The 15599-nt window shown below is 66.4% G+C and carries 15 protein-coding genes; 10 read left to right on the forward strand and 5 right to left on the reverse strand.

The features are described from left to right. The first annotated feature begins 51 nt into the window (after positions 1-51). Positions 52-456, forward strand: coding sequence for a hypothetical protein (locus CCR98_RS18125; protein ID WP_014038551.1), 405 nt, complete (start codon positions 52-54; stop codon positions 454-456). Positions 457-514: 58 nt separating this feature from the next. On the opposite strand, the gene CCR98_RS18130 is transcribed toward CCR98_RS18125, so the two are convergent. Then, positions 515-1627 (reverse strand): PLP-dependent cysteine synthase family protein, encoded by a 1113-nt coding sequence (locus CCR98_RS18130; RefSeq protein ID WP_087923687.1) that lies wholly within the window; start codon positions 1625-1627, stop codon positions 515-517. Positions 1628-1752: 125 nt separating this feature from the next. Between CCR98_RS18130 and gloA the strand changes: the two genes are divergently transcribed. Beyond that, the gene (gloA, locus tag CCR98_RS18135; protein ID WP_087923688.1) at positions 1753-2271 is read left to right on the forward strand and encodes a lactoylglutathione lyase; all 519 of its coding nucleotides are present in this window, start codon (positions 1753-1755) and stop codon (positions 2269-2271) included. A gap of 125 nt (positions 2272-2396) precedes the next feature. Then, positions 2397-2825: a VOC family protein gene (locus CCR98_RS18140; RefSeq protein WP_049404183.1), complete on the forward strand. Its 429-nt coding sequence runs from the start codon at positions 2397-2399 to the stop codon at positions 2823-2825. Positions 2826-2892: 67 nt separating this feature from the next. Here CCR98_RS18140 and CCR98_RS18145 read toward each other — a convergent pair whose 3' ends face one another. Both CCR98_RS18145 and glmS read right to left on the reverse strand, forming a co-directional pair. Then, on the reverse strand, positions 2893-3324 hold the full coding sequence (locus tag CCR98_RS18145) for a CBS domain-containing protein (RefSeq protein ID WP_049421412.1): 432 nt from the start codon (positions 3322-3324) through the stop codon (positions 2893-2895). 445 nt (positions 3325-3769) lie between these two features. Then, on the reverse strand, positions 3770-5608 hold the full coding sequence (gene glmS / locus CCR98_RS18150; RefSeq protein ID WP_087923689.1) for a glutamine--fructose-6-phosphate transaminase (isomerizing): 1839 nt from the start codon (positions 5606-5608) through the stop codon (positions 3770-3772). 203 nt (positions 5609-5811) lie between these two features. On the opposite strand from glmS, the gene CCR98_RS18155 reads away from it, so the two are divergent. From CCR98_RS18155 to CCR98_RS18185, 7 genes are all read left to right on the forward strand, one after another. Further along, positions 5812-7089: an efflux RND transporter periplasmic adaptor subunit gene (locus tag CCR98_RS18155; protein WP_087923690.1), complete on the forward strand. Its 1278-nt coding sequence runs from the start codon at positions 5812-5814 to the stop codon at positions 7087-7089. Between the two features lie 35 nt (positions 7090-7124). Then, positions 7125-7850, forward strand: coding sequence for an ABC transporter ATP-binding protein (locus CCR98_RS18160; protein WP_087923691.1), 726 nt, complete (start codon positions 7125-7127; stop codon positions 7848-7850). A 10-nt stretch (positions 7851-7860) separates the two neighbouring features. Next, the gene (locus CCR98_RS18165; RefSeq protein WP_087923692.1) at positions 7861-9159 is read left to right on the forward strand and encodes an ABC transporter permease; all 1299 of its coding nucleotides are present in this window, start codon (positions 7861-7863) and stop codon (positions 9157-9159) included. A 20-nt stretch (positions 9160-9179) separates the two neighbouring features. Beyond that, positions 9180-10397: an FtsX-like permease family protein gene (locus tag CCR98_RS18170; protein WP_087923693.1), complete on the forward strand. Its 1218-nt coding sequence runs from the start codon at positions 9180-9182 to the stop codon at positions 10395-10397. Positions 10398-10413: 16 nt separating this feature from the next. Beyond that, a complete protein-coding gene (locus CCR98_RS18175) occupies positions 10414-10782 on the forward strand; it encodes a PDZ domain-containing protein (protein ID WP_087924232.1) in 369 nt (122 codons plus the stop codon). A gap of 121 nt (positions 10783-10903) precedes the next feature. Continuing rightward, positions 10904-12250, forward strand: a complete 1347-nt coding sequence (locus tag CCR98_RS18180; RefSeq protein WP_087923694.1) for a sigma-54 dependent transcriptional regulator — start codon at positions 10904-10906, stop codon at positions 12248-12250. Further along, positions 12247-13599 carry a HAMP domain-containing sensor histidine kinase gene (locus CCR98_RS18185; protein WP_087923695.1) on the forward strand — a complete coding sequence of 451 codons (1353 nt, stop codon included), beginning with the start codon at positions 12247-12249 and terminating at the stop codon, positions 13597-13599. The genes CCR98_RS18180 and CCR98_RS18185 overlap by 4 nt, the downstream gene beginning before the upstream one ends. A gap of 56 nt (positions 13600-13655) precedes the next feature. Here the strand turns inward: CCR98_RS18185 and CCR98_RS18190 are convergent, their stop codons facing one another. Next, on the reverse strand, positions 13656-14189 hold the full coding sequence (locus CCR98_RS18190) for a GNAT family N-acetyltransferase (RefSeq protein WP_087923696.1): 534 nt from the start codon (positions 14187-14189) through the stop codon (positions 13656-13658). Then, positions 14158-15525, reverse strand: coding sequence for a bifunctional UDP-N-acetylglucosamine diphosphorylase/glucosamine-1-phosphate N-acetyltransferase GlmU (gene glmU / locus CCR98_RS18195; protein ID WP_087923697.1), 1368 nt, complete (start codon positions 15523-15525; stop codon positions 14158-14160). The genes CCR98_RS18190 and glmU overlap by 32 nt, the downstream gene beginning before the upstream one ends. Between the last annotated feature and the right edge of the window lie 74 nt (positions 15526-15599).

Genomic DNA, 15599 nt, shown 5'->3' on the forward strand with positions numbered 1-15599 from the left:
AGCTCTGGCTGCGGGGGAGTCCGCAGCGGTAGGTACCGAACGAGGCCCCACATGGAAGGTTTGGCTGCAGTTGCATCCACCTCACCGGCGCGGTCGCTGGCGCTGTCCGCCAGCCCGGCCGAACTGACCTGGATCGCCGCGCTGTGCGATGCCGGCGATGACGCCCCGCGCCACCTGCAACAGCTGCAGGCGGTGCTGCAGCAGGGCGGCACCTTCAACGACGCCCAGGAGTGGTACCCGTTCGAAGTGGTCGAGCGCGGCGCCAGCCAGCTGCAGCTGGGCCATGAGCGCGAGTTCGTGATCTGCGTGCTGCTGTGGCTGCAGGCATTGGCCCAGGGACGCGCCAGCATCCTCGACCCCAGCCTGCACCTGGATGACCGCGCGATGGACATCGAGGCCTTGCCAGATGCGCTGCGCGATGCAGTGCTGGATGCGTTCACCGCGGCGGGGTATTGATCGGGGTACGACACACCGCTGCGCTCGCCGGGCCATGCCCGGCGGAAATGCCGGCCGGCTACAACGCTTCCAGGCTGCACCACGGCAATTCGGGCAATCCCTGCCCGGCCACCGCCGCCGCCAGCTGCGCATCGGCGCCGTCGACATCGATGCCCTGGCGCACATACCACGACGGGTCGTAGTAGCTCTGCGCGTAGCGCTCGCCGCTGTCGCACAGGATGCTGACGATGCTGCCCTGGTGGCCCGCCTCACGCATCCATTGCGCGGCCTGCAGCACGCCGATGAAGTTGGTGCCGGTGGAACCACCGACACGGCGGCCGAGCTGGCGGCTGACATGGCGCATCGCGGCCAGGCTCAGCGCGTCGGGCACCTTCACCATCGCATCGACACTGGTCGGGATGAAACTCGGCTCCACCCGTGGCCGGCCGATGCCTTCCACGCGCGAGCCACCGCTGCAGGTCAGTCCCCGCCAGTCCTGTTCACCGGCCACGGCGGCCTGGTAGCCGTCGAAGAACACCGACACTTCCGGGTCCGCGCAGAGGATGCGGGTGTCATGCCGGCGGTAGCTGACATAGCGGCCCAGCGTGGCGGCGGTACCGCCGGTGCCGGGGCTGCACACGATCCACTCCGGAACGGGGCTGGGCTCTTCGGCCATCTGCTTGAAGATGGACTCGGCGATGTTGTTGTTGGCGCGCCAGTCGGTGGCGCGCTCGGCATAGGTGAACTGGTCCATGAAGTGGCCGCCGGTTTGGCGGGCCAGCTTTTCCGAATCACAGTTGAGATCGCAGGCGCGCTCGACCAGGTGGCAGCGGCCCCCGTGGAACTCGATCGCCGCAATCTTCTCCGGCGAGGTGGTCGCCGGAATCACCGCGATGAACGGCAGGCCCAGCAGGCGCGCGAAATAGGCTTCGGAGACGGCGGTCGAGCCGCTGGAGGCCTCGATCACTGGCCGGCCCTCGCGCAACCAGCCGTTGGTCAACGCATACAGGAACAGCGAGCGCGCCAGCCGGTGCTTGAGGCTGCCGGTGGGATGGCTCGACTCGTCCTTCAGGTACAGGTCAATGCCTTCGAACCCTGGCAGCGCCAGCGGGATCAGGTGGGTATCGGCGGAACGGTTGAAATCGGCTTCGATCTTGCGGATGGCGGCGGCCACCCATTCACGCTGCGACATGGCGGGCAATCGTTATCAGGACGGAACGGTGCGATCCGGCCATTGTACGTCGCGGTGCCGTCAGGTGCGGGCCGGTAGAATGGAGCCATCCGGCCGGCAACGGCCCCGTCTGAAGGACCTCCCCCATGACCATTCCCGCCCTGCGCGACGTCCCCGGCGTCGCCGCCCAGGCTCCGGCCGAAACCAGCGGCTTCGTGTTCAACCACACCATGCTGCGGGTCAAGGACATCACCGCTTCGCTGGACTTCTACACCCGCGTGCTCGGCTACCAGCTGATCGACAAGCGCGACTTCGCCGAAGCCCAGTTCAGCCTGTACTTCCTGGCCTACGTACCGGCCGGCGCCGTGGTACCCGAGGACGACGACGCCCGCCGCGTGTGGATGGCCGGCCTGCCGGGCGTGCTGGAACTGACCCACAACCACGGTACCGAGAGCCAGGACGGCGCGGTCTACCACGACGGCAACAGCGACCCGCGCGGCTTCGGCCACATCTGCGTGTCGGTGCCGGATATCGAGGCCGCCTGCCAGCGCTTCGAGGACCTCGGCGTGACCTTCCAGAAGCGCCTGACCGACGGCCGCATGAAGAACCTGGCCTTCATCAAGGACCCGGACGGCTACTGGGTCGAGATCATCGCCAACGTCTGAGCCCGGAAAGGGGCACAATTCCGGTAGCGCCGGGCCATGCCCGGCGGCCTTGAGCAGGCCGCGCTGCGCGCTCGCCGGGCACGGCCCGGCGCTACCGACTCCGTCCCTTTTTTTGTGAGGTACGTATGGAAACGATGGAACTGCACCGCGGGCGACTGATCGACCACATCCAGCTGGTGGTACGCGACCTGGCCGCCAGCCGGCGCTTCTACCAGGCGGTGTTCGACACGATCGGCATCCCGATCGCCGGCGAAGGCGATGACTACTTCTGGGCCGACGAGTTGTTCATTTCCAGCGCCAGCAGCGAGGCCGCCGCCGGCCAGCTGACCGGGCGCCACCATCTGGCCTTCCAGGCCCGCGACAGCGCCACCGTCGATGCCTTCCACACGGCGGCCATCGCCGCCGGAGGCACCGACAACGGCGCGCCGGGCGAACGCCCCTACCATCCGGGCTACTACGGCGCGTTCGTGCTCGATCCGGATGGCAACAACATCGAAGTGGTCTACCACGGCCCGGCGAACTACAGCGCCGACTCGGTAAAGGTCACTTTCTGATTTCACAGATGCCGTGAACGAAGAAGCCGGGCAATGCCCGGCTTCTCTGGTTCCAGCGCTGCAGCCCTCAGTGGGCGGCCATGTAGATGTCCTGCAGCACGGCCTTTTCCAGTTCCAGCTCGCCCAGCAGGTTCTTCACGATATCGCCCAGGCTGAGGATGCCGACCAGGCGGGCGCCTTCAGTGACCATCAGATGACGGCGCCGCGAGTACGTCATCAACGACATGGCCTGCTTCAGGGTCGCTTCCGGCGCGATGCCCTCCAGGCCGGTGGACGGCAGGCTGGAAATCACCCGGCGGCCGGCCTGCGGGCCGTCGTCGGCCAGGGTGCGCACGATGTCCTTCTCGGAAATGATGCCGACCGGGGCATCGTCCTTCATCACCACCAGCGCAGCGATCTTGTTCGCGCTCATCTTGTGGGCGGCGGCACCGATGGTGTCTTCGGCGTCGATGGTGATGACAGCTTCTTTCTTGGATTGCAGGAGTTCGCGGACGTTCATTCTTGTTTCCTGGTGCAGGTCACTGAAGTCAAAAAAGTGTGCTCTTCCGATACGCCCCCTCCCCGGGAACAGACCTTTCAGCGCACGTCTTGCGCACCCGGCTGCCGCTTGGAATGGATCGGCAGACGACGTGCTGCAACGCGAGCGAGGTGGGTTCAACCGCTCAACCCGGACCTCGGTCAAATCGATTCTACGACTGCGACCATCGGTCACTACCGGCATCGATAGGACAGTTCGTCGTGGGAACCAACTGACGATCCAGAGAATGGCACCGTGGCTGAAACCGCCGCTGAATACAGCCGATGCCGCGCGTTAAAGATTGATTGCCTGCTGCCGACGGCGGACAGAACACCCGGCGGCTGTCCCACTTGGCATTGCCACCGACGCAAACGAAAGGGGCCATGTGGGCCCCTTTCGCATGCAGCATGCAATGGATCCGACGGGATTACTCCACCGTCACGCTCTTGGCCAGGTTGCGCGGCTTGTCCACGTCGGTCCCACGCGCCAGTGCGGTGTGGTACGCCAGCAGCTGCACCGGGATGGTGTGCACGATCGGGCTGAGCACGCCGGCATGGCGCGGCGTGCGGATCACATGCACGCCTTCGGACTCATTGAAGTTGCTGTCCTGGTCGGCGAACACGAACAGCTCGCCACCACGGGCGCGCACTTCCTGCATGTTCGACTTCACCTTCTCCAGCAGGCTGTCGTTGGGGGCGATCACCACCACCGGCATGTCCTCGTCCACCAGCGCCAGCGGGCCGTGCTTCAGCTCGCCCGCCGGATAGGCCTCGGCGTGGATGTAGGAGATCTCCTTGAGCTTGAGCGCGCCTTCCAGTGCGATCGGGTAATGCAGGCCACGACCCAGGAACAGCGCGCTGCTCTTGCGCGCAAACCGCTCGGCCCAGGCAGCGATCTGCGGCTCCATGTTCAGCGCGTGCTGCACGCTGCCCGGCAGGAAGCGCAGCTGCTCCAGGTAATCCGCTTCCTGCGCCGCGTCGATGCGGCCATGCAGCTTGCCCAGCACCACGGTCAGCTGGAACAGTGCGGCCAGCTGGGTGGTGAAGGCCTTGGTCGAGGCCACGCCGATCTCGGCACCGGCACGGGTGTAGCACACCAGTTCACTGGCGCGCGGGATCGCACTTTCCGGCACGTTGCAGATCGACAGCGTGTGCGTGTGGCCGAGCGACTTGGCGTACTTCAGCGCCTCCATCGTATCCAGCGTTTCGCCGGACTGGGAGATGGTGACGATCAGGTGCTTCGGATTGGCATACGCGGCGCGGTAGCGGTACTCGCTGGCGATTTCCACGCTGCACGGCAGGCCGGCGATGGCTTCGATCCAGTAGCGCGCGGTCAGGCCGGCGTAATAGCTGGTACCACAGGCGATGATCTGCACGCCCTCGATGCCCGACAACACGGCCTCGGCGTGCTTGCCGAACAGCTCGGCCGGGAAGCCACCGGCGTCGATCGCCGCCTCGATGGTGTCGCCCAGCGCGCGCGGCTGCTCGTGGATTTCCTTCTGCATGAAGTGGCGGTACGGGCCCAGCTCCAGCGATGCCAGCGACACGTCGGACAGATGCACGTCGCGCTCGATCGGCTGGTCATGCTCGTCGAAGATGCGCACGCCATCGCGACGGATCTCGGCGGTGTCGCCCTCTTCCAGGAAGATCACCTTGCGGGTGGCCGAGATCACCGCCGAGACGTCGGAGGCGACGAAGTTCTCCCCCTCGCCCAAGCCGATCAGCAGCGGGCAGCCCATGCGCGCGCAGACGAAGCGCTCCGGCTCGGCGCGGCTGACCACGGCCAGCGCGTAGGCGCCGGTCAGCTCCTTCACCGTGTGCTGCAGCGCCACCAGCAGGTCGTCGCCGTCCTTCAGGTGGTGATGGATCAGGTGGGCGATGACTTCGGTGTCGGTCTGCGACTCGAAGGTGTAACCCAGGGCACGCAGCTTCTCGCGCTGCTCCTCGTGATTTTCGATGATGCCGTTGTGCACCAGCGCCACGCCGTGGCTGATGTGCGGATGCGCGTTGGCCTCGGTGACACCCCCATGGGTGGCCCAGCGAGTGTGGCCGATGCCCAGCACTGCATTGAAGCCCTCGGCCTCGGCCGCAGTGGCCATTTCCGACACGCGCCCAGTGCGGCGGACACGGCGTACTTCGGGGCGCTCGGCGTGGTCGATCACCGCGATGCCCGAGGAGTCGTAACCACGGTATTCAAGCCGCTTCAGGCCCTCGATCAGCACCGGCACCACGTCGCGATCGGCGATTGCACCCACGATTCCACACATGTCACGCGTTTCCTTGAAGACGATCGGCGCATTCTAGCCTGCGTGCCCCGCTTCCCCCTCCTGTCCGCTTAATGAAAGTGTCCGGAAAGGTGTCCGCGGACACCCGGACACTTCAGGGCGCCTCCCAACCCATTGACCCAGAAGGAAATAAAGTTGGCACGCTACGTGCTTGGTACCCACTACCACCGTCAGGCACGCATCCGATGATCCGCGACACTTCCGCCCAGGACCAGATCGTTTCCTCCGCACCGGCCAGTGCCACCCGCGCCAACTGGCAGCGTTACCGCTGGCCGGCAGTGGGTGCCATCGTGCTGCTGGCCGGCATCGGCTGGGCCGTGCACGCCTGGTCCAACGCCAGCCGCTCCTTCGACAGCAGTCGCGTGCGCATCGCCGAAGTGAAGCGCGGCGACCTGGTCCGCGACATCGCTGCCGACGGCCGGGTGATCGCCGCCAACAGCCCGATCCTGTACGCCATCTCGGCCGGTACCGTGGACCTGAAGGTGGTCGCCGGCGACGTGGTCAAGAAGGGCCAGGAACTGGCGGTCATCGACAGCCCGGAACTGCGCAGCAAGCTGGCCCAGGAACAGGCCACCCTGGCCGGCCTGGAAGCCGAGGCCAGCCGCGCCGCGCTGGACGCCACCCTGGCCCGCGCCAAGTCGCGCAAGGAAACCGACCAGGCCACCATCGAGCGCCAGGCCGCCGACCGCGACCTGCAGCGCTACCAGCGTGGCTACGACGGCGGCGCGGTGCCGCAGATCGATCTGGCCAAGGCCAAGGACTCGCTGAAGAAGGCCGACATCACCCTGGCCAACGCCACCACCGATGCACGCCTGCAGAGCCAGGGCGCTGACCTGGATGCCCGCAACAAGCGCCTGCTGGCCGACCGCCAGAAGGCCGTGGTAGCCGAAGTGCAGCGCCAGGTCGATGCACTGACCCTGCGCGCCCCGTTCGATGGCCAGGTCGGCCAGGTCCAGGCCGTCCAGTCCACCAACCTGGCCGCCAACGCGCCGGTGCTGGGGGTGGTCGACCTGTCCAAGTTCGAGGTCGAGATCAAGGTGCCGGAAAGCTTCGCTCGCGACCTGGCCATCGGCATGCCGGCACAGTTGACCGGCGGCAACGGCAAGCCGTTCCCCGGCGAGATCAGCGCGGTGTCGCCGGAAGTGGTCAACGGCGAGGTCAATGCCCGCGTGCGCTTCGCCAGTGAACAGCCGGAAGGCCTGCGCCAGAGCCAGCGGATGTCGGTGCGCGTGCTGCTCGATACCCGCAAGGACGTGCTGAAGGTCGAGCGCGGCCCGTTCGTCGAACAGGGCAACGGCATCGCCTACGTGATGGATGGACGCACTGCGGTGCGGCGTCCGGTGGAACTGGGCGTCAGCAGCCTGGGCGAAGTGGAAATCAAGTCGGGTGTGCAGCCGGGCGACCGCATCGTGGTCTCCGGCAGCGACCTGTTCAAGGACGCCGAACGCGTCTCCGTCAACTGATACCTGATACCTGAATCCTGGAGAGAGGACACCCCATGTACATGCTCGAAATGCGTTCGGTCGCCAAGGTCTTCCGCACCGAACAGGTGGAAACCCACGCGTTGCGCTCGCTGGAACTGCAGGTCAAGGAAGGCGAGTTCGTCGCCGTCACCGGCCCGTCCGGTTCCGGCAAGACCACCTTCCTCAACATCGCCGGCCTGCTGGAAACCTTCACCAGCGGCACCTACATGCTTGACGGCCAGGACGTGAGCACGCTGGGCGATGACGCCCGCAGCCGCCTGCGCAACCAGAAGATCGGCTTCATCTTCCAGGGCTTCAACCTGATCCCCGACCTGAACCTGTTCGACAACGTCGACGTACCGCTGCGCTACCGCAAGATGAGCGCCAACGAGCGCCGCGAACGCATCGAGAAGGCACTGACCCAGGTCGGCCTGGGCTCGCGCATGAAGCACTACCCGAATGAACTGTCCGGTGGGCAGCAGCAGCGCGCAGCGATCGCGCGTGCCCTGGCCGGCAGCCCGCGCCTGCTGCTGGCCGACGAACCGACCGGCAACCTGGATACGCAGATGGCCCGCGGCGTGATGGAACTGCTGGAGGAGATCAATGCCGCCGGCACCACCATCGTGATGGTCACCCACGACCCGGAACTGGCCGCGCGCGCGCAGCGCAACGTGCACATCGTCGATGGCCAGGTGACCGACCTGATACGCGAGCCGGTGCTGGCCACCCCGCCGCGCCACATCGTCGCCGTCAACGAGTGAGGGCCCGACCATGTTCGCCTACTACGCCCGACTGGCGGTGCGCAGCTTCCGCCGCAACAAGATACTGACCGCGTTGATGGTGGTTGCCATCGCGCTCGGCATCGGCGCCTCGATGACTACGTTGACCGTGTTCCACGTGCTGTCCGGCGACCCGATTCCCGGCAAGAGTGACCGTCTGTTCTATGTGCAGCTTGATGCCGCGACCGGCGCCTATGTCGCTGGCGAGGAACCGGAAACCCAGCTGACCCGCTTCGACGGTGAAGCCCTGCTGCGCGAAGCCAAGGGCGAGCGCCAGGCGCTGATGAGCGGAGGCGGTGGGACCATTGAGCCCGCCAGCAGCACCCTCAAGCCCTTCAGCATTGATACCCGCTGGACCTCGGCCGACTTCTTCCCGATGTTCGAGGTACCCATGCAGTACGGCCGCCCCTGGACGCGCGAGGACGATGAAGGCCGTGCACGCGTGGTGGTCATCTCCAAGGCGCTCAATGAGAAGCTGTACCAGGGCGCCAACAGCGTGGGCCGCGACCTGCGCATGGAAGGCCAGAGCTACCGCATCGTCGGCGTGATGAAGGAATGGAGCCCCGAACCTCACTTCTATGACCTGACCACCGGCAGCTACGGCAAGAACGAAGACCTGCTGCTGCCGATCTCCACCTCGTTCGACCTTAAGCTTGGCAACAACGGCAACATGAACTGCTTCGGCGAAAATCCCGACGGCAACAGCTACTCGCTCAATGCACCGTGCGCGTGGCTGCAGTACTGGGTGGAACTGGACCCGGCCAAGGCCGCCGACTATCGCCGCTACCTGGAGAACTATTCCTCGCAGCAACGCGAAGCCGGCCGCTTCAAGCACCCGCCGAACGTTCGCCTGCGCACCGTCATGGAATGGCTGGACTTCAACGGCGCAGTACCCAGCGATGTCCGCCTGCAGTTGTGGCTGGCACTGGGCTTCCTCGGCGTCTGCCTGGTCAACACGGTGGGCCTGCTGCTGGCCAAGTTCCTGCGCCGCAGTGGTGAGATCGGCGTGCGCCGCGCCCTCGGTGCCAGCCGCGGGCAGATCTTCCTGCAGTGCCTGGTGGAAGCCGGCGCGGTTGGCGTGGTCGGTGGCGTGCTGGGTATCGGCCTGGCCCTGCTCGGCCTGTTCGCGGTGCGCCAGCAACCGGTGGAGTACGCAAAGCTCGCCCACCTGGACGGCAACATGCTGCTGCTCGCACTGGGCCTGACCCTGTTCGCCAGCCTCGCCGCCGGTTTCCTGCCCGCCTGGCGCGCCATGCAGGTCACTCCAGCGATCCAGCTCAAGTCGCAGTAAGCATCCGAACGAGGACTCCCATGGACATCCGCCCCATCCTCAGCACGCTGCGCCGGCACAAGACCGCCGCTGCCCTGATCGTGCTGGAAGTCGCACTGACCTGCGCCATCGTCTGCAACGCGCTGTTCCTGGTCAGCCAGCGCGTGGAGAAGATCAGCATGCCCAGCGGCATCGCCGAGAGCGAACTGGTCATGCTGCGCGTCAGTGGCATCGGCAAGCAGACCGACGCCCTGGCCCGCACCCGCGAGGACCTGGCATCGCTGCGCGCGATTCCCGGCGTCAGCAACGTCACCATCATCAACCAGGTTCCCTTCCGCAACGGCTCCTCCAGCAGCAGCATCTCGCGCGTGATCGACCAGGAACGGCCGACCACCAACGCCTCGATGTACACCCTGTCCGAGAACGGGCTGGCCACGATGGGCATCAACCTGATCGCAGGCCGCGATTTCCTGCCCGACGAGTACCAGAACTTCGAAGACGTCAGCACGGGCGGCGCCAAGGAGAAGGCCATCCCGGTCATCTTCACCCAGGCCACTGCCGCCAAGATGGAGCCCAACGGCAGCGCACTGGGCAAGACCTACTACATGGGCAAGCAGCCGCTGCATGTGGTCGGCATCGTCGACACGCTCAGCACGCCCAATGGCTGGAACGACAACTGGACCAACTCGATGCTGCTGCCCATCCGGAGCACGTTCGATAAAGGTGGCACCTACGTGCTGCGCACCGACCCCGCGCGTCGCAAGGAAGTGCTCGATGCCGCCGCCACTGCACTGGAGCGCAATGATCCAAACCGTCTGATGCGCGACAAGCTGACCTATGAAGACCAGCGCAAGGACTTCTTCAAGAACGACCGCGCAATGGTCGGCCTGTTGATCACGGTCAGCATCTCGCTGCTGGTGGTCACCGCGCTGGGCATCATCGGCCTGGCCAGCTTCTGGGTGCAGCAGCGCAGCAAGCAGATCGGCATCCGCCGCGCACTGGGTGCCACCCGCGGGCAGATCCTGCGCTACTTCCAGACCGAGAACTTCCTGCTGGCCACGCTGGGCATCGTACTGGGCATGCTGGCCGCCTATGCGATCAATCTGGCACTGATGAACATGTACGAGCTGCCGCGCATGCCGCTGCACTACCTGCCGCTGGGCGCGCTGCTGCTGTGGGTGCTCGGCCAGATCGCGGTGTTCGGGCCGGCCCGGCGCGCAGCAGCGGTACCGCCTGCGGTTGCCACGCGAGGCGCGTGAGATGCGCATCCGCTGGATGCTGCTGATGATGCTCCTGCCACTGCCGGCACTGGCCGGCGGTGGCAGCTCGCAGACACTGGAGTGGCGCCAGGACGACGCACGCCTGGCATTGCGTTCGACCGAAGGCCAGGTGCGCGTGGAAGCCGCCAGCCCGGAAGCCTGTTTCGGCGTGCGCAGTGGTGATCGCATCCTGCGGGTGGATGACACGGCCGTGCGCAGGATCGAGCATCTTGCCGAGGCCCTGCGGCGTTCAGGCGCCACCAAGGCCTATCTCCTGCTGCGGCGCGACAGGCGGGAACTGACGGTCCCGGTGGACGCCGCGGCCTGGCGCATGGCCCTGGTCGCTCCACCGCCGCCACCGCCGCCGCCGCCGTCCCGACGCTGAGCCCGCCGCCCCGGCGGCTACGGGTTTGGCTATGCTTGATGGGTGGCGCCGGGCTCTCCCGGCGTATGGACACGAACACGGCTCCATCGGCGCCGCCCATCCCTTTCTGCAGAACCGCTTGATGCCTTCGATCCTGATCATCGACGACAACGCCAGTGTGGGCACCGCGCTGGACGTGCTGTTCTCCCTGCACGACATCGACACCCTGCAGGCGCAGAGCCCGGCCGAGGGGCTGGCATTGCTCGAGTCACAGGCGGTCGACCTGGTGATCCAGGACATGAACTTCAGCGAGGACACCACCTCCGGCGAGGAAGGCGAAGACCTGTTCGCAAAGATCCGCGCGCGCCACCCGGACCTGCCGGTGATCCTGCTGACCGCCTGGACCCACCTGAGCAGCGCGGTGGACCTGGTCAAGGCCGGCGCCGCCGACTACCTGGCCAAGCCGTGGGACGACCGCAAGCTGCTGACCACGGTCAACAACCTGCTGGAGTTGTCCGAGGCGCGGCGCGAACTGGACCGCCGCCGCAGCCGTGAGCTGCGCCAGCGCAATGCGCTGGAAGAAAAGTACGACCTGTGCGGTGCGGTGTTCGCCGATCCGGCCAGCGAGCGCGTCATCGCCCTGGCCTGCCAGGTCGCGCGCTCCGAGCTGCCGGTGCTGATCACCGGCCCCAATGGCGCCGGCAAGGAAAAGATCGCGCAGATCATCCAGGCCAACTCGCTGGTGGCCAAGGGCCCATTCGTCACGGTCAACTGTGGCGCGCTGCCGTCGGAGCTGATCGAGGCCGAACTGTTCGGTGCCGAGGCCGGCGCCTACACCGGCGCCAACAAGGCGCGCGAGGGCAAGTTCGAAGCCGCCGACGGAGGCACGCTGTTCCTGGATGAGATCGGCAACCTGTCGCTGGGCGGCCAGATGAAACTGCTGCGCGTACTGGAAACCGGCCGCTTCGAACGCCTGGGTTCCAACCGCGAACGCCAGGTCAAGGTGCGTGTGGTCAGCGCCACCAACGCCGACCTGCCTGCGATGATCCGCGACGGCACGTTCCGCGAAGATCTGTACTACCGCCTCAATACAGTGGAACTGGTGCTGCCGCCGTTGGCCGAGCGCGCGGGCGACATCGTGCCACTGGCCGAGCGCTTCCTGACGGCCGGCAAGCCATTGTCCAGTGCCGCCAGCGCCGCCCTGCAACGGCACCCGTGGCCGGGCAACGTGCGCGAACTGCGCAACGTGATCCAGCGTGCCGAGCTGCTGGCGACCGGCAACCGCATCGAGGTGGCCGACCTGAACCTGCCGCGTTCCGCACCAACGCCGCGACCCGCACCGAGCGCTGGCAACGATCCCGACCGCGAGCGCATCGAGGACGTGCTGGCACGCAACCACGGCGTCATCGCCCAGGCGGCCGCCGAACTCGGCCTGAGCCGCCAGGCCCTGTACCGGCGCATGGACCGCCACGGCATCCCACGCGAATGAAACGGCGCTCGTTCACCTTCCGCCTGTTCCTGCGCCTGCTGCCGGTGCTGGCGCTGGCCGCTGCGCTGCCATGGCTGCTGGCGTACTGGATGAACCATGGCTGGGTGGTGACCACGGCGTCGGCCGTGATCCTGCTGGCGCTGATGTGGTGGACACTGCGCCGTGCCACCGCACCGGTGCGCTCGCTGATGCGTGCGCTGTCGGGGACCACCAGCAGCTATCGCGACGGCGAGTACAACTTCGGCGTGTACTGGCCGGGCAACGACGAACTGGGCGACCTGGTACAGGCGCACCGCGAGCTGGGTGACGTGCTGCGCGCGCAGCGGCAGGGCCTGGTGCAGCGCGAGCTGCTGCTGGACACCATGGTGCAGAACACGCCGGTGGCCATGCTGCTGATTGCCTCCGGCGGCGATGGCATCGCCCGCGTGGTGTTCTCCAACCTGGCCGCGCGCAAGCTGCTGCATGGCGGCTGGAAGCTGGAAGGCCAGCGCCTGGAAGAGGTGCTGGAACAGGTGCCTGTGGAACTGCGCGATGCCATTGCCCGCGGTGGCGACAGCCTGTTCGCGGTACATGCGGAAGGCGAAGACGGCGATGAGGATGACGAACAGGTCTACCACCTCTCGCGCCGCGCCTTCCAGCTCAACGGCCGTCCCCACGACCTGCTGCTGGTACGCCTGCTCACCGCCGAACTGCGCCGCCAGGAAGTGCAGACGTGGAAGAAGGTGATCCGGGTGATCAGCCATGAGCTCAACAACTCACTGGCGCCGATCGCCTCGCTGGCCCACTCTGGTGGCGTGCTGGTGCAGCGCGAGCGCTTCGATCGGCTGCCGGAGATCTTCACCACCATCGAAGACCGCGCACGCCACCTGGAAGGCTTCATCCGTGGCTATGCGCGCTTTGCCAAGCTGCCGCAGCCGCAACTGCAGACCGTGCACTGGGCACCCTTCCTGTCCAGCCTGCGCCAGCAGATCCCGTTCAGCATGGATCGCGAACCGGACGAGGACCTGAGCAGCCGCATCGACATCGCACAGTTCGGGCAGGCACTGTTGAATCTTCTGAAGAACGCGCATGAAGCCTGTGCCGAGGCCGATCCGCCCAACGACGACGTACAGGTGCAGCTGACGCGGTTGCCGCAGTGGCTGCGCCTGGATGTACTGGATCGCGGCAAGGGCATGAACGAGCAGGTACTGCAGAATGCACTGATGCCGTTCTATTCGACCAAGCGCAACGGCACCGGCCTGGGGCTGGCACTGACCCGCGAGATCGTGGAGGCACATGGCGGGCGCGTGTCGCTGCAGAACCGCAGTGATGGCGGGTTGTGCGTGTCGATCCTGTTGCCGGTGGGTTGAGCGGATTGATCGGGTAGATCCACGCCTTGCGTGGATGTGCCGACCAAGGTCGGCACCTACCAGACCCGCCGCATCGCCACCCGCAGGTGCATCGGAAACCCGAGCGCAGCCTCTTCGGCCATGACTGCGCGCAGGCCGTCGTTCCACTCCACCTCAGGCACTACGTCGAACCCTTCGCTGGCATAGAAGGCTGCATTCCACGGCACATCGCTCAAGGTGGTCAGCACCGCTGCAGCAAAGCCGGCGGCCCTGGCCCGTGCCAAGGCATGGCGCAGCAATGCACGGCCATGGCCACGACGCGCATGCGCCGGGTCCACATCCATCTGCAGGACATGGAACTCGCCACACAGCTCGCCGCCCAGCAGGTAACCGGCAATACCGCCCTCAGCGGCATCGACCACCCACAGCTGGCCACGCTGAAGGCCGTCCCGCAGCGTCAGCAGATCCAGACCGTGGCCGGCAAACACCGGATAGGCCTGGTGCCCCTTCAGCAGTTCGCCGGCACGTTGTTCAATTGCCGGCAGCATGCCGAGTTCGTCGGCATGCGGGATGCGTGGCTCAGGACTTCTTGAGCGGGCGCTTCCAGCCATCGATGGTTTCCTGTCGTGCACGAGCCAGTGTCAGCTTGCCGTCCGGGGCGGTGCGGGTGATGACCGAGCCGGCGGCGATGGTTGCGCCTTCGCCGATCATCAGCGGCGCCACCAGCGAACTGTTGGAACCAATGAAGGCGTTGTCGCCGATGGTGGTGATCGACTTGTTCACGCCGTCGTAGTTGCAGGTGATGGTGCCGGCACCGATGTTCACCTTGCTGCCGATCACCGCATCGCCCAGATAGGTGAGGTGATTGGCCTTGCTGCCGACGCCGAGGGTGACCTTCTTGGTCTCGACGAAGTTGCCGACGTGCACGCCATCGGCCAGCACAGTGCCTGGGCGCAGGCGCGCGAACGGACCGACCAGTGCCGCGCCTTCGGTGACCACGCCTTCCAGGTCACAATGCGCGCGCACTTCGGTACCCGGACCGAGCGTGACGTCCTTCAGGCGATTGAACGGGCCAACGGTGACGCCGTCGCCGAGCACGATATTGCCTTCAAGAACGACATCGACATCGATCAGCACATCACTGCCCACGGTGACGGTGCCACGGATGTCGAGTCGTGCCGGGTCGCGCACGCGTGCGCCCTGTGCGCACAGCGCCCGCACCGCGCGGCGCTGCCAGGCGCGTTCCAGCTGCGACAGCTGCCAGGGATCGTTCGCCCCCTCGGCTTCCTGCGCGTCGGCCACCAGCGCCATTTCGGCCGGGGTGTACTCATGCGCGGCAAACGCGAACACATCGGTAAGGTAGTACTCGCCCTGCGCATTGCGATTGGACAGCTGCGACAGCCAGCGGCGCAGCGCGGTCGACTCGGCAGCGATGATGCCGGTGTTGATCGTGCGCACGCGCAGCTGGTCGTCGGTAGCGTCCTTCTGCTCCACGATCGCTCCCACCTTGCCTTCGGCATCGCGCAGCACGCGGCCATAACCCGTCGGGTCGTCGACCTCGGCGACCAGCACTGCCAATCGCCCCGGCTGCGCCAGCAGATCGCGCAGGGTCTGCGCGCGGATCAGCGGTACATCGCCGTACAGCACCAGCACCTGCGCGGCATCCGGCACCTGCGGCATCGCCTGTGCCACCGCGTGGCCAGTACCCAGCTGCTGCGCCTGTTCAGCCCACTGCAGGTCGGGCTGGCCGGCGAACTGCTGCCGCACTGCCTCACCGCCATGGCCATGGACCACGTGGATGGCAGCCGGCTGCAGCTCGCGGGCTGCATCGATCACGTGCGCCAGCATCGGCTGGCCGGCGATCGGCTGCAGCACCTTCGGCAGCACCGACTTCATGCGCTTGCCAGCGCCGGCGGCGAGGATGATGACGTGCAGGGCTTGGGTCATGGGAGCGGCAGTCCGTGGTTCGTTGCCGGTGATTCTAGAGCGTGGGCCGTTAACATGGGCATCCCTCCTCCTTC

It is taken from the genome of Stenotrophomonas sp. WZN-1 (assembly GCF_002192255.1).
Lineage (GTDB): Bacteria > Pseudomonadota > Gammaproteobacteria > Xanthomonadales > Xanthomonadaceae > Stenotrophomonas.